This window comes from Schinkia azotoformans (assembly GCF_035811335.1).
In the GTDB taxonomy this organism is placed as follows: domain Bacteria; phylum Bacillota; class Bacilli; order Bacillales; family Bacillaceae_J; genus Schinkia; species Schinkia azotoformans.
The window spans coordinates 20,445-34,541 of sequence record NZ_JARSMD010000017.1; the positions used below are offsets into that span (position 1 = coordinate 20,445).

The following is a 14,097-nucleotide window of genomic DNA, read 5'->3' on the forward strand; positions in this document are numbered from 1 at the left end:
GTACTTCCTAGATGTAGTAATTAAAATCTTCAGGAATTACTCTTTTTAAGAACTGACGCGTTCTTTCTTCTTTGGGATTAGAGAAAATGTCACAGGATGTGCCTTCCTCCACAATGACACCACCATCCTTGAACCCTCTCATGGCTAAAGCCACAAGATTCCTAAGTAAAGAAACCTATCGATTTCTAATTGATTAGGCTACCCCCATCGTTCCGACGGTTGGTCGTACAAACGGTGTTTGATACCTCCGACAAGCTTTAACTTGGAATTCTCCTAGGCACCAATGAGTCGTAACGCTTCATTTCGTAGATTGATAGAAGCATTCAAATCACGATTTTGGTGATGTATCCCACAACACGGGCAGGTCCATTCACGTAATGCGAGATTCTTTACGTCTTTATGTTGATAACCACAATTCGAACATAGTTGACTAGAAGCAAAGGTTTTCGCGACTGTTATGACTTGCTTTCCATACCATTTCGCTTTGTACTCCAACATCGTTCTAAATTGTGACCATGATACCTCACTAATGGCTTTGGCAAGATTTCCATTTTTAAGCATATTGCTTACAGACAAATCCTCAATTCCTATGATGTCGTGGCTTTTGACAATATGAGTTGAGATTTTATCTAGCATATCTTTCCTTGCATTCGTGATTTTTTCATGGATTTTTGCGATTTTTACACGTTGTTTATGCCAATTTGACGAACCTATTTTTCGTCTTGAAAGAATGCGCTGGGTACTTGCTAATTTTTCTTCCAATGTACGGAAAAACTTTGGATTTTTGTATATTGTTCCATCCGAAAGGATTGCAAAATTTTTAAGTCCCACATCAATCCCAACGGCTGACCCTGTCTTTTCAAAAGATTGTACTTCCGTTTCAACAAGAATGGATACAAAGTATTTACCAGTCGCATTATGCCTAATGGTAACATTTATAATTCGACCATCGACTTCTTTACTTTTAGCAAAACGCACAAGTCCGAGTTTGGGAAGTTTAAGATGCTGGTCCAAAATAGCAATATTACCATTCACATATTTGGTTGTATACGATTGAACAGGATTTTTTTTGGATTTAAAACGTGGTTCATTATTTTGTTTTTTATAGTATCTTGTATAGGCATCGTGAACAATTTCAACGGACTTTTGAAGAGCAATACTATCTACTTCTTTTAAAAAGGGGTAATGTTCCTTTAAATTAGGGAGGGCTTTTATAGATTTATGCTTATTGAAACATTCACCCTTCCAATTATTCTTAAGAAGCTGACCGTTCTGAACCATTTCATTCACGATATACCAGTATGCATCTTTCTGTTTTTGTCTTCCCACAAAGTAATTATAGATGAAACGACTGCAACCGATGGTTTTAGCAATTAAGATTTCTTGTTCTTTGGTAGGATAGATCCTAAATTTGTATGCTTTCTTTACGATCATTTTCTACTCACCTCACTTTCCGGTTTTTGAATGCATTTAGGACGACAACTTACGCACCATGCCCACATTCCATTACTGTATTTTTGTCAAACGTACGTTCTTGTTGCCTTGAATATAGTATAACATATGTCGGAGATTTATACGAGTGCACACTGTTATAGATAATAAAAATTTGGACAATAACCGGCGTTCCTCTTACAAACGAAACGTAAACTTGGGCAAAACGATGGATAACAGGAATCTTATTAATCCTCGTTAAAGCAAGTAAAAATCATTCATAATACCAATAAGTTTAGTCGGGTTAGGAAGATATTAGCATCCTTATAATTTTAATGTCAACCACTTTTAGCGAAATACTTTTACAGTTGCAACTGTTCCCACTCATTTTCCTCTTGTAATCTATTTTAAAGTATAATAAAATGAAAATTATTCCAATCATTTAATAATTACATATTTTTCTTATCAAGAGAGACTGAGGGATTGGCCCAATGAAGTCTCAGCAACCGGCCTTTAAGAAGAAACGGTGCTAATTCCATAGGCGATAAGCGCCTAGAAGATGAGAAGATTGTTTTCGTTTTTTAGGAGCCTTCTTCTTATTAGAGGGCTCTTATTTTTTGCCCTTGATTTAAAAATGAATGTAAACGAAAGGGATGAAAAGCATGTCAACAAATAGATTAGAAACAAAGTTAGTTCAATTAGGGAATAAAACGGATCACAAAACAGGAGCCGTCAATCCACCTATATATTTATCAACGGCCTATGGGCATAGTGGACTTAGAAAATCTACAGGATATGACTATATTCGTACCAAAAACCCTACTCGGACAATTTTGGAGGAAGGAATTGCAGACTTGGAGTCAGGGGACCGTGGTTTTGCCTGTAGCTCCGGGATGGCAGCGATCCAATTAGTTCTGTCTCTTTTCAGGAGTGGGGATGAACTACTAGTTTCTGAGGATATTTATGGTGGTACCTACCGCTTGCTTAAAAATTTTTCAGATGCCTATGACATTCATACGACATATACAAGCTTTAGTGATATACACAAAACAGAAAAGCTGATCACTTCAAATACAAAAGCTATTTTTATAGAGACCCCAACGAATCCATTAATGCAAGAAATTGATATCGAGCAGTATGTATTACTTACTCAAAAATATAACTTATTACTTATCGTAGATAACACTTTTTATACACCCTATTTTCAGCAACCGCTTGAATTAGGAGCGGATATCGTTATTCATAGTGCAACCAAGTATATTGGTGGACATAATGACGTGCTTGCTGGCTTGGTTGTTGCTAAAGGAGACAACATTTGCGAAAGATTGGCTTTTCATCATAATGCAGCTGGAGCAGTATTATCACCTTTTGATTCCTGGCTATTAATCAGAGGATTAAAAACACTACATTTACGAATGAAACAACATGATGAAAATGCTAGAAAAATAGCGGACTACTTAAAAACTGAAGAGAAGGTTCTTGACGTTTTATATCCTGGTAAAGGCGGTATGCTGTCATTTCGATTAAGGGAAAGTATATGGGTTGAACCATTTTTAGAAAATCTCAAGTTGATTACGTTTGCCGAAAGTCTGGGAGGTGTTGAAAGCTTTATTACATATCCTGCCACCCAGACACATGCAGACATCCCTGAAGAAGAACGAAACGAGCGCGGTGTATGCAATCGATTATTACGTTTTTCCGTTGGTATTGAAGATGCGGAAGATTTAATTTCAGACCTGAAACAAGTATTTTCTAAATTGCAAAAGGAGGATAACGACCTATGAGCATATACAAAGACAAGCTAGAAACTAAATTAATTCATGCATCATCAAATCCAGATATTGAACAGAAAACAGGTGCAGTAAACGTTCCGATTTATCTATCGTCCACTTTTCACCAAGCAAGTTTTGACGATTTCGGTCCATTCGATTATAGCCGCTCCGGTAATCCGACCAGGGAAGCGCTGGAACAGAAAATTACTGAATTAGAAGGTGGTGTGAGAGGATTAGCTTTTGCTTCCGGAATGGCAGCTATCTCTTCAGCCTTCATGCTGCTTTCTGCAGGTGACCATGTAGTAATCTCAGAAGATGTTTACGGTGGCACTTATCGTTTTGTAACCAAAGTATTAACTCAATTTAAGATTGACCATACATTTGTTAATATGACTGACCTTAACGCAATATCCAATGCAATTCAACCGAATACGAAGGTCATTTACATCGAAACACCTTCTAATCCGTGTTTAAACATTACAGACATTGAAGCAGTCGTAGAAATTGCAAAAGAGCATAACTGCTTAACTTTTCTCGATAACACCTTTATGACACCACTTTGCCAAAACCCACTCCAATTGGGTGTAGATGTGGTGCTCCATAGTGCTACAAAGTTTTTATCGGGCCATAGTGATATTATTGCTGGGTTAGCGATTACAAAGAACGAAGAACTAGGTAAAAGACTAGCTTTTATCCAAAACTCCTTTGGTGCTATTTTAGGCGCACAAGATTCTTATCTATTAATCCAAGGAATGAAAACATTAGGAACACGCTTAAAACAGTCATCGGAATCAGCTCAGCATATAGCCACATACCTCCATCATCATCAATTGATCGAGGAAGTGTATTATCCAGGCTTATCATTTCATCCCGGCCATGACATCCATGTTAAACAGTCTCATGGGTTCGGTGCTGTTTTATCTTTCAGGTTACCAAATAAAGAAATAGCGAAAGCATTTATCGAACATGTTCGAATACCTGTTTTTGCTGTTAGCCTCGGGGCTGTCGAGTCCATACTTTCTTATCCAGCTACCATGTCACATGCTGCAATGTCAAAAGAGGAAAGAGAAAAAAGAGGAATTACCGATGGCTTGTTAAGACTTTCTGTTGGACTAGAGCATGTTGACGATTTAATTGCTGATTTTGAGCAGGCACTGCAGGCTGCTTCGCAAAAAGCAAAAGCCCAATCTCTCTAAGGGAGGTGGGCTTCTTTCGTTCTGTTCTAATATTGAAATTAGTCGTCATGCGTTTGAAATTCAATTTTTTTAATATCTTCGATTGCATGTTCGAGCAAGGTTAATAAGTCTGGTTCATTTAAGGTTTCGAATTTTGCTTTAAATTCTTGATAAATTTTTTCTGTGGCTGCTTCGAATTCTTTTCGATTCGTAACATCGTTTTTAACTTCCATCATAATAAGCGTCAGCAGTTTATTTCGTACATTTGTATAATTATCTAATTGTGTTCCAGCGCCGTCTGTTTGGACAGCGGTTGTTAGTTTTTTGCCTGTCTCTGAATTTATATATGTTACTCTTTTTTCATTCACACTTTCTTCCATTGTTCGACCTCATTTCTACTTTTTCTTAATTATACAAATCTTTAACCAATTTCGAAAGTGAAAACGTTTTTATCCCTTATTAGATAAAAAAAATGGAATATACTAAATAAGAGTTGGCATTTCCACCATTGTGCATTAAAATAACCTTTGGTTTATAAATATAAAGTGGAAAGGTGAATGCATTGCAACAGGTTACAGCTAGAGAAAGTAAGAAATATACAACAAATGAAATCTTGAAATTCCTTATTCCTTCATTAATGGGAATTTTCCTATTTATTATTCCTATTAGATACAATGGTGAAATGACGATCCCGATTGCCATTTTATCCGGGTCTATTCAAAGCCTTTTAGGCACCTACCTGCCCGTGATTATGATGGTGATTATTGAATTAACATCAATCGGAACGATTATTGCAAAACTGTTCAAGCCCACCTTTCTTGCGAGGCACCCTTTTTTCAAAAATCTATTTGATGTACCAGTCGTTTGGGCCATTACTAGAGTAATGGGCGGCATCTTTGCCTTTTTGGTTTACTTTCAAATGGGCCCACAGTTTATTTGGTCGGAAAATACAGGCGGTTTGCTGTTAAACGATTTGCTTCCTATATTATTTTCTGTATTTTTATTTGCAGGGTTATTTTTGCCCTTGCTTTTAGATTTTGGACTGCTTGAATTTTTCGGGGCCCTTTTTACAAAAGTGATGCGGCCGATTTTTAAGCTGCCGGGAAGATCTTCAATTGACTGTATTGCCTCCTGGCTCGGTGATGGGACGATTGGGGTACTTTTAACAAGTAAACAGTATGAGGATGGCTTTTATACGAAAAGGGAAGCCGCCATCATTGGGACAACCTTTTCTGTTGTTTCAATAACATTTTGTTTAGTCGTTATTTCACAGGTTAACCTCGGGTCTATGTTTGTACCTTTTTATGCTACGGTTACGTTATCTGGATTAGTTGCGGCATTTATTTGTCCGCGCATTCCCCCGCTTTCTCGGAAACCGGATACGTTTTATTTGGACAAGGAAAATGAAGGATCAGAGGTAATCCCTAAAGGCTACACACCTTTTAATTGGGGGTTGAAGCTTGCAGTGGATCGCGCAGAAGATAATCAAGGTTTTATCGGCTTTATAAAAGAAGGACTAAAAAATATTCTTGATATGTGGATGGGGGTTGCCCCGATTGTGATGGCGTTCGGTTCTCTTGCCCTAATCTTAGCGGAATATACACCGATTTTTCAATGGACCGGGATGCCGTTTATCCCATTGCTTGAGTTAATGCAGGTTCCAGAAGCAAAAGCCGCTGCAGAAACTTTGGTTGTTGGTTTCGCCGATATGTTTCTTCCATCTGTTATCGGCTCTGGAATCGAAAGTGATATGACAAGATTCATTGTGGCCTGTACTTCAGTTACCCAGTTGATCTATATGTCTGAAGTAGGTGGACTGTTGCTTGGATCTAAAATTCCGGTTACGTTCCTGGACTTATTCGTCATTTTTCTAGAAAGAACTCTAATTACGCTGCCGATTATTGTATTGGCTGCACATATCATTTTTTAGAAAGAAAAGCCGGCTCTAAGGGGCCGGCTTTTGTATTATCTATTTGTCACTAACTCTTTGTTGTCATTTTCTTGTCGCTTTTTTTCAATTAATTCTTTACCTGCAATACCTGGATGTGTCATTTCAACTGGCTGCAAGATAATGTCTAACTCTTCTGCTGTTAATACACCACGTTCTAGAACAATCTCTCTAACTGGACGTTTTGTTGCAATGGCTTCTTTTGCAATAGATGCGGCAGTTTCATATCCAACATGTGGGTTAATCGCTGTAATAATACCAACGCTATTGTCTACATAGGCTTGCATTCTTTCTTTATTAGCAGTAATACCGCTTAAGCAATGCTCACGGAATACAGAAAACACATTTGTCATTACCTTAATTGATTGTAGTAGGTTAAAGACGACGACTGGCTCCATTACGTTTAATTCGAATTGCCCCGCTTCGCAAGCCATCATGATTGTTAAATCATTACCTGCAACTTGAAAGGCACTTTGGTTTAAAACTTCAGCCATTACAGGGTTTACTTTACCCGGCATGATTGAAGAACCTGGTTGACGTGCAGGTAAGTTAATTTCCCCAAAACCACAGCGTGGTCCAGAAGCCATCATTCTTAAATCATTCGCTACTTTTGACATATTCATCATGCAAGTTTTCAATGCTGCAGAAACTTCAAGGTAGCAATCTGTATTTTGTGTGCCGTCTACAAGATTTTGTACTCCCTTGATTGGTTGTCCACTATACTGTGCAAGATAGCCAACAACTTTTTCAATATAAACAGGGTCTGCGTTTAATCCAGTTCCTACTGCTGTAGCCCCCATATTTACTTCGTATAAGTTCTCACGCGTTCTGCTAATGCGATTAATATCTCTTCGAAGTACACGTGCATAGGCTGCAAATTCTTGACCTAAACGGATTGGCACAGCGTCCTGCAAGTGAGTACGACCCATTTTGATGATGTCATCAAATTCTTCGGCCTTTCTTAAGAACTCAGCATGCAATTCTTCCATAACAAGCAATAATCGATCTAAAGTTGCCAGTGTTGAAAGATGGATAGCTGTTGGGAATGAGTCATTCGTTGATTGTGCCATGTTTACATGTGAATTTGGGCTGATTACTTTGTAATTCCCCTTTTCCTCACCGATAATTTCTAAGGCACGGTTGGCAATAACTTCGTTTGTATTCATATTAATGGATGTTCCTGCTCCACCCTGGATTGGGTCAACAATAAACTCTCCATGTAATTTTCCTTCAAGGATTTCATCTGCTGCTTCTACAATCGCTTCCGCAATTTTAGCATCTAATTGGCCAATCGCACTATTAGCTAGCGCAGCACTTTTCTTAACGACAGCCATTGCTTTAATTAGAGCCTCATCTATTGCGTAGCCTGTAATTGGGAAGTTCTCAACTGCACGCATTGTTTGAACTCCATAATAAGCTTCTTTAGGTACTTCCTTTTCTCCAAGAAAATCTTTTTCTATGCGAAATTGTTCATTCTTGTTCATAAAAGGTCCTCTCCCTTAATTTGTTTTATAGATTAGTATATTGGAAGCAATTTCACCTCCATTATACTCCTAATAAATTTATAATCTAGTTATAAATTTAAATTTAAATTTTCAATTATTACCGACAATTGTAAATATATTCATTTGTTGAAGTTAATGATCAAAATACGAATGTACTAATAATCATGCCGATCACGATTGCACCAATTGTTGCCACTAATCCAGGGACCATAAAGCTATGGTTCAAAATATATTTACCAATTCTTGTTGTTCCTGTTCGGTCAAAGTTAATCGCAGCAACAACTGTTGGATAGTTCGGAATAAAGAAGTATCCATTAACAGCTGGGAACATCGCAATTAATAATGCTGGGTTGATTCCTAAAGTTACCCCTAGCGGCATTAATGTACGAACTGTGGCTGCTTGGCTGTATAACAAGATTGATAAAGCAAATAAAGCAACTGCGAATAACCATGGTGCAGATGTTACTAGACCAGCAATTGAGCCGTTAATCAATTCGGCGTTTCCTTTAAAGAATGTATCTCCCATCCAAGCGATACCAAAGATGGCAACTACAGCAGCTGCACCGGCTTTAAAAACGCTGCCTGAAACAATTTCGTCCACATTTGGTTTACAGAAGATAATAATAAGGGCTGCTATCGTTAACATTACAATTTCAATCGATGCCGGCATTCCCATCCGAGTAAGTACTCCATCCACTTCCCAAGCTGGTCTTAACTTCTCAAATGAACCAAGGAGAACTACGAATACAGCCGCTAATAAGAACAAGAGAACTGATAGCTTTGCGCCTTTTTGTGGGATGAAATCTTTTTTATCTTGTTTAATTGGAGCTAGTCCTTCTTCCAAACGTTTTAAATAAATCGGATCGTCTGGAAGCTCTTTACCCATTTTACTAACAACAAATGCACCAATCATACATGCAATAAAAGTGGACGGTAAACAGATCATTAAAATATCAAGTAAGGTAACTTTAAAATCAGCTAAAAGTGCAAGAAGTGCCACTGTTGCCGCAGAGATTGGACTTGCTGTGATCGCTTGTTGAGAAGCAATAACAGCAATTGACATCGGTCTTTCAGGTCTAACGCCAGATTCCCTTGAAACCTCGGCTATAACCGGTAAAACGGAATAAGCTACATGCCCAGTTCCAGCGCACAACGTAAATAAATACGTAATAATAGGGGCCATAAAGGTAATTCTCTTCGGATTTTTTCTTAATGCCTTTTCCGCTATATAAACAAGATAGTCCATTCCACCTGATGCTTGCAGTGCTCCTGCTGCCGTAATAACAGCTAAAATCATTAACATCACATCAATTGGGGCTGACGTAGGTTCTAATCCAAACACAAATACTAGAATGGCAAGTCCTACACCACCCATAACCCCTAGGCCTAAACCACCAAGCCTTGCACCAACGAAAATACATGCTAATAGAATGAAAAATTGAACCCAAAACATAATCTTTCCCTCCAATCGTTTGGATTTTTTTAATAAATGTATTAATTATTTCTATAGATAAAAGATACTAACAGCCCTACAGAAAACTACAGAAAGAATCAAATTACATGCACTGTACAAAAAAATGTCATATTTCTATAACAAAAGTTGTCAATATACACTTAAAATAGACGTAAATAGTAGAAATAAAGAAGGAAGTATGGGATGAAATACACACAAATGAGAGAAAAACTATTGATTTATTTATTCATGATTATTAGCGTGCCATTAGCAGGAGAATTTAAATTTTATCCTGTTGAAGGGGATTTGCGGGTAAGTCTTGGGACACCGGTATTTTTTCTATTATTGTTATGGTCAAAAAAGACACATCCAGTCCTGTCCGGGTTCCTCGTTGGCAGTGCCGTTGTCAGTTTTCGACTTTTATTAGCATCATTAACAATAAACGATGTTGTATGGAATGAGATCATCCCTCTACATTTTCCGGTGTTTTTCTATTATTTAACCTTTGCTTGTTTATTTCATTTATTACGGGTAAAAGCTTTCTATGATAAGCCTTTATTGATTGGGATATTAGGAGTTTTTATTGAAATAGTGTCAAGTGTAATGGAAATCTCTTTTCGGTCTATTTTTTCAAATAACCCGTTAACTTTATATAGCTTTGCGTTAATTGGTATAATTGCTGTTTTTAGAAGCTTTTTCGTTCTCGGTTTCTTTAATATTCTAATTCTCCGCGATGCAAAGTTAGCGGAGGAAGTACAACGTAAAAGAAACGAACAGTTGTTAATGCACATTTCCAATTTATATGTAGAAATGGTCCAGTTGAAAAAATCGATGAAAAATGCAGAAGAGGTCACACGAGCTTGTTACGGTTTATATAGGGAAATGAAGGAACAGGACGAAAATAATCCTTATACAACCTCTGTTTTGGCCATCGCCGGTCAGGTCCATGAAATGAAGAAGGACACTCAAAGGGTCCATGCGGGATTATCTAGATTAATGGAAAAAGAACAACTAGATGATTTTATGAAAATAAAGGAAATTATCGATATCGTCGTAACTACCAATGAACGGTATGGGCAAATGCTTGAAAAGAATATCTCTATTGAGGTAGAAATTGAAGACTCGTCTCAGCTTTATCATACGTTTATTCTTCTTTCCATTATTAATAATCTAGTTTCCAACGCAGTAGAGGCCTGTATCGAAGCAGTAGCGATTAGAATCGAAATTTCGAAAATAGAGGACATGCTCGTTATGAAAATTTCCGATAATGGACCAGGCATTTCAGAACGACATCGGGATTTAATTTTCGAAGCAGGGTTCACAACAAAGTATAATGAATCAGGCGTTGCCTCCAATGGGATTGGATTAACTTATGTAAAGGATGTCGTCGAACATCTTAATGGTAGTATTGAACTTCAACAGCTTGAGGGAGAAATGAAAACCTCTTTTATTGTCCAGTTGCCAATTGAACAATTAACAGAAAGTGGGGAATAATGTGCGATTTTTTCTAGTAGATGATGATGCGTCTGTTCGAGCTATGCTTGCCGATATAATAGAAGATGAAGATTTTGGAACGATTGAAGGGGAAGCAAGTGATGGCTCAGAGGTAACAGATTCTTTATTAACTGCCAAAGATATCGATATATTAATCATTGATTTATTAATGCCCAAGCAGGATGGAATTGAAACGATTCGTCGAATTAGACCCGCTTATCAAGGGAAAATCGTAATGGTTTCACAAGTCGAAATTAAGGAATTAATCGGTGAAGCTTTTTCGTTGGGGATTGAATATTACATTATGAAGCCCATAAATCGGCTTGAGGTCATTGGCGTTTTAACAAAAGTAAAAGAACGGATCCTCCTTGAAAAATCAATCCATAATATACAACAATCACTAAACCAATTGAATAACATGGCTATTCAATTACCTGAAAGAAACTCAGTCGTTCAATCTTCGAACAATATAGCGGAGGCGGCAAAGTATAAACTATTAGACTTAGGCATCCTATGTGAAGGGGGCCATAAGGATCTCTTAGACATTTTGGAAGTGTTGAAACAACAAGAACTTGAAGGGAAACATGAAATTCCTCCTTTAAAAGAACTTTTTGAAGAGGTTGCACTAAAAAGGCTCGGGATTAAAGATCAAAAAGAGGCAAAAGCTTCAGAGCAAAGAGTAAGACGGGCCCTTCATCAATCCCTTGAACATATTGCTTCTTTAGGAATCAATGATTTTTCAAACCCAACGTTTGGGCATTATGCCTCCACTTATTTTGATTTCCCGCAAGTACGGATGAAAATGTTGGAGCTTGAAGGGAAACAACCAGAGGAAAATGGACATGCAAGAATTAACATTAAGAAGTTCATTCAAGTACTTTATATGGAAGTAAACCAAGAATCCCGCCTTTAAATACCAGGCGGGATTTCTGTATTAGTGAATATCTAATAAATTTTTCCTTTTCTCACAAGGCACACATACTTCATCGGATTCAATTAATGTTTTGAAGTTTTGACCACATGTACTACATACCTTTGTTACTACAGGTAAATTCAAAATTTTATGGGCAGATACTTTTTCAATCACGGTTAATGCTTTTTCCGGGCAAATATCCTCGCACAAATGACAGGCTGAACAGCTTTGGGCATTTAAGATAAAACTATCATCTGATATATTTAAGCATTTATGATGACAAAGAAATTCACATGCTTTACATAATGTACATTTACTAGTATCCAATGTAATTTCAGCAAATTGATGACTAGGGTAATATTTTGCTAGTTGTAAATCCTCTTGATTGAAGCGCCATTTAGCCGGTGCCATCTTAACCACGAGCGACTTCGCTTCTTTTTTCCAGCTGAAAAATAATTCTCTTCTTGTCATTTCAATGGTCGCTTCCTCCATTTTTTCATTCATGAAAGTAAAAGGAGGCTCGCCTAGAAGGTGTAGAATCTCATTCGTATCCTCAATTGATTTCCGCCAATGCACAGATAATTCACCATCATAGGCTATTTCTGTTATACCCTTTTTATAATAAACTAATAATTCCTTTATTGATGGCACTTGGTCCCCTGTAATCACCAATCGATGATTCTTAACTGTTCTTGCCGGAAAAATTCCGGCAACTGCCTGAACAGAACAAGCGGCAATACAGTCCCCACATTGTGTACATTGTTCAGAGTTAATAGACGGAATGCCATTAACAAAGGAAATCGCATTGTCTTTACAGCTTTCCACACATTTTTTGCACTTTGAACGGGGGCTTTTGTGGTGCGTGCAAGATTTTAAAATTTCATATTCATATGTTAAACTCTCTGCCCACAAACTTAATAATCCCATACATATCCCCCACTTTATTCTTGTTAATTATTTCACAAATTCATTTCTTACTATACATTATAAATTCTTTTAACTTCGAAAAGTATGGTCAATCTAAACGAATTATTGAAAGTTTTTTTGTACAAACCTACAACTATTTTCTTACGGAATTGTGACATTGATTGTTCTTCCAAAATTAGTACGGTAAGATAATTTAGAAGCGGAATAAACAACATGAAAATAAGAGAAAGGCAGGATAAAACCATGAAAGACTACCAAGATATCCCTGATTATGCAAATGAGCTATTAGTTGCATCAAGTATAGGTATTGACCAACTTCTACAAAAGCTAAAGTCTCTACTTTCTCTTCCAATCACCATTACGGATCCTCTTTATAATGTATTATTTTCATCCGATATCACTATAAATTCTGAGACCTTTTCTTCCTCTGTCTTTGAAGAGATGAATACGACCAATCATAACAATGCTAGAATGTATCAGATTCAAACGATAGACAACAAAATGGTAGGATTGGCCGCCCCTATCATTTCTAAGAATACAACCTTTGGTTTTCTGTTTATCCTTGGCGAAGACCCTATTGAAATCTACCAATATAGCGAAATCGCAAAATTTACTGCATCATTATGTGCTATTCAGATGCAAAAACAGCGGGAAATGAACCAGGAAAAGGTTAAATATAAAGTCGCCTTTTTATTTGATCTGCTTTATGGAAATATGAAACAAAGAGAAGATATTATTGAATACGGAAATATATGGGGATGGAATTTTAATAACCCTCATCAAACGATCGTTTTTTCATTAACGGATTTTAATCACTTTTCTGCAGAAAAACAAATCTTAAACAGAATACACAGCTATATAGGAAAAATACTGTCCGATTGTGGGAAAATCCCGATCACTTTGATTAAACAAAATCAGGTTATTGTGATTTATCCACTCCAAACGATCGATGACCCGGTTAACAGCAGGGATGAAGTTAAGCAATTTTCTCATTCAGTCATTAATTATATCCATTCGATATATCCGGAGTATAAAGTAGTCTGTGGAATTGGCAAGGTTTATAGTAACCCAACTGAATTGTTTCGAAGCTTCCAAGAGGCAAAAGTTGCCTATGATTTAGGGATATTACTAAACATCGACATCCCTTTCTTTTCTGAATTAGGATTAGAAAGAATTCTTTATAAACATGATCTTCAGGATTTAAAGGAATATTATGAAACGATTTTAGGAGATTTGGAAAAATATGATGCTGTTAATGACGGGGATTTAATGGAAACATTAGAGGCATTTGCCGCCAATCATTTTGACATTACCCAAACGGCAAAGGCTTTATTTCTTCACCGTAATACATTGCGCTACCGTCTCAAAAGAATTGAGGAAATTCTAAATATAAAGCTGGAGGATTTCAATATAAAACTTGATATTTCCGCCGCTTTTAAAATTAAGCAGCTGCATCAATTGTAAAAGGAGATGCCTTAA

The 14,097-nt window shown here is 37.0% G+C and carries 11 protein-coding genes, 1 pseudogene and 1 riboswitch; of the genes and pseudogenes, 6 read left to right on the forward strand and 6 right to left on the reverse strand.

The features are described 5' to 3' along the window. Positions 1 to 7 precede the first annotated feature (7 nt). Positions 8 to 133: pseudogene (locus tag P9E47_RS09880) on the reverse strand (amino acid ABC transporter ATP-binding protein); the annotation flags it as partial. Between the two features lie 140 nt (positions 134 to 273). Continuing rightward, on the reverse strand, positions 274 to 1,434 hold the full coding sequence (gene tnpB, locus P9E47_RS09885) for an IS200/IS605 family element RNA-guided endonuclease TnpB (protein ID WP_326163324.1): 1,161 nt from the start codon (positions 1,432 to 1,434) through the stop codon (positions 274 to 276). 456 nt (positions 1,435 to 1,890) lie between these two features. Then, positions 1,891 to 1,997: riboswitch (SAM riboswitch) on the forward strand. 96 nt (positions 1,998 to 2,093) lie between these two features. Here tnpB and P9E47_RS09890 point away from each other — a divergent pair. Then, on the forward strand, positions 2,094 to 3,215 hold the full coding sequence (locus P9E47_RS09890) for a methionine biosynthesis PLP-dependent protein (RefSeq protein ID WP_326163326.1): 1,122 nt from the start codon (positions 2,094 to 2,096) through the stop codon (positions 3,213 to 3,215). Continuing rightward, a complete protein-coding gene (gene metC, locus P9E47_RS09895; protein ID WP_003332903.1) occupies positions 3,212 to 4,399 on the forward strand; it encodes a cystathionine beta-lyase in 1,188 nt (395 codons plus the stop codon). Before P9E47_RS09890 ends, metC begins: the two co-directional genes overlap by 4 nt. Positions 4,400 to 4,437: 38 nt before the next feature. Here the strand turns inward: metC and P9E47_RS09900 are convergent, their stop codons facing one another. Then, positions 4,438 to 4,758 (reverse strand): hypothetical protein, encoded by a 321-nt coding sequence (locus P9E47_RS09900; RefSeq protein ID WP_035198448.1) that lies wholly within the window; start codon positions 4,756 to 4,758, stop codon positions 4,438 to 4,440. A 257-nt stretch (positions 4,759 to 5,015) separates the two neighbouring features. Between P9E47_RS09900 and P9E47_RS09905 the strand changes: the two genes are divergently transcribed. After that, positions 5,016 to 6,308 (forward strand): YjiH family protein, encoded by a 1,293-nt coding sequence (locus P9E47_RS09905; protein WP_326163406.1) that lies wholly within the window; start codon positions 5,016 to 5,018, stop codon positions 6,306 to 6,308. Positions 6,309 to 6,343: 35 nt separating this feature from the next. Here P9E47_RS09905 and aspA read toward each other — a convergent pair whose 3' ends face one another. Next, positions 6,344 to 7,810 carry an aspartate ammonia-lyase gene (aspA, locus tag P9E47_RS09910; protein WP_003332900.1) on the reverse strand — a complete coding sequence of 489 codons (1,467 nt, stop codon included), beginning with the start codon at positions 7,808 to 7,810 and terminating at the stop codon, positions 6,344 to 6,346. A 160-nt stretch (positions 7,811 to 7,970) separates the two neighbouring features. After that, positions 7,971 to 9,284 (reverse strand): anaerobic C4-dicarboxylate transporter family protein, encoded by a 1,314-nt coding sequence (locus tag P9E47_RS09915; RefSeq protein WP_003332899.1) that lies wholly within the window; start codon positions 9,282 to 9,284, stop codon positions 7,971 to 7,973. Positions 9,285 to 9,488: 204 nt separating this feature from the next. Here P9E47_RS09915 and P9E47_RS09920 point away from each other — a divergent pair, with 204 nt between their 5' ends. Both P9E47_RS09920 and P9E47_RS09925 read left to right on the forward strand, forming a co-directional pair. Next, positions 9,489 to 10,778, forward strand: a complete 1,290-nt coding sequence (locus tag P9E47_RS09920) for a sensor histidine kinase (RefSeq protein WP_003332898.1) — start codon at positions 9,489 to 9,491, stop codon at positions 10,776 to 10,778. Between the two features lies 1 nt (position 10,779). After that, positions 10,780 to 11,691, forward strand: a complete 912-nt coding sequence (locus P9E47_RS09925; protein WP_326163328.1) for a response regulator — start codon at positions 10,780 to 10,782, stop codon at positions 11,689 to 11,691. 21 nt (positions 11,692 to 11,712) lie between these two features. Here the strand turns inward: P9E47_RS09925 and P9E47_RS09930 are convergent, their stop codons facing one another. Then, positions 11,713 to 12,618 carry a 4Fe-4S dicluster domain-containing protein gene (locus P9E47_RS09930; protein ID WP_326163329.1) on the reverse strand — a complete coding sequence of 302 codons (906 nt, stop codon included), beginning with the start codon at positions 12,616 to 12,618 and terminating at the stop codon, positions 11,713 to 11,715. 243 nt (positions 12,619 to 12,861) lie between these two features. Between P9E47_RS09930 and P9E47_RS09935 the strand changes: the two genes are divergently transcribed. After that, positions 12,862 to 14,082, forward strand: a complete 1,221-nt coding sequence (locus tag P9E47_RS09935; protein ID WP_326163330.1) for a PucR family transcriptional regulator — start codon at positions 12,862 to 12,864, stop codon at positions 14,080 to 14,082. Positions 14,083 to 14,097: the final 15 nt, after the last annotated feature.

What these genes read in the sequence shown, in the direction of transcription:
- P9E47_RS09900 (WP_035198448.1), bottom strand. Translation starts at nt 4,758, where the DNA reads ATGGAAGAAAGTGTGAATGAAAAAAGAGTAACATATATAAATTCAGAG.
- P9E47_RS09890 (WP_326163326.1), top strand. Translation starts at nt 2,094, where the DNA reads ATGTCAACAAATAGATTAGAAACAAAGTTAGTTCAATTAGGGAATAAA.
- tnpB (WP_326163324.1), bottom strand. Translation starts at nt 1,434, where the DNA reads ATGATCGTAAAGAAAGCATACAAATTTAGGATCTATCCTACCAAAGAA.
- P9E47_RS09915 (WP_003332899.1), bottom strand. Translation starts at nt 9,284, where the DNA reads ATGTTTTGGGTTCAATTTTTCATTCTATTAGCATGTATTTTCGTTGGT.
- P9E47_RS09930 (WP_326163329.1), bottom strand. Translation starts at nt 12,618, where the DNA reads ATGGGATTATTAAGTTTGTGGGCAGAGAGTTTAACATATGAATATGAA.
- P9E47_RS09920 (WP_003332898.1), top strand. Translation starts at nt 9,489, where the DNA reads ATGAAATACACACAAATGAGAGAAAAACTATTGATTTATTTATTCATG.
- metC (WP_003332903.1), top strand. Translation starts at nt 3,212, where the DNA reads ATGAGCATATACAAAGACAAGCTAGAAACTAAATTAATTCATGCATCA.
- P9E47_RS09905 (WP_326163406.1), top strand. Translation starts at nt 5,016, where the DNA reads ATGGGAATTTTCCTATTTATTATTCCTATTAGATACAATGGTGAAATG.
- P9E47_RS09935 (WP_326163330.1), top strand. Translation starts at nt 12,862, where the DNA reads ATGAAAGACTACCAAGATATCCCTGATTATGCAAATGAGCTATTAGTT.
- aspA (WP_003332900.1), bottom strand. Translation starts at nt 7,810, where the DNA reads ATGAACAAGAATGAACAATTTCGCATAGAAAAAGATTTTCTTGGAGAA.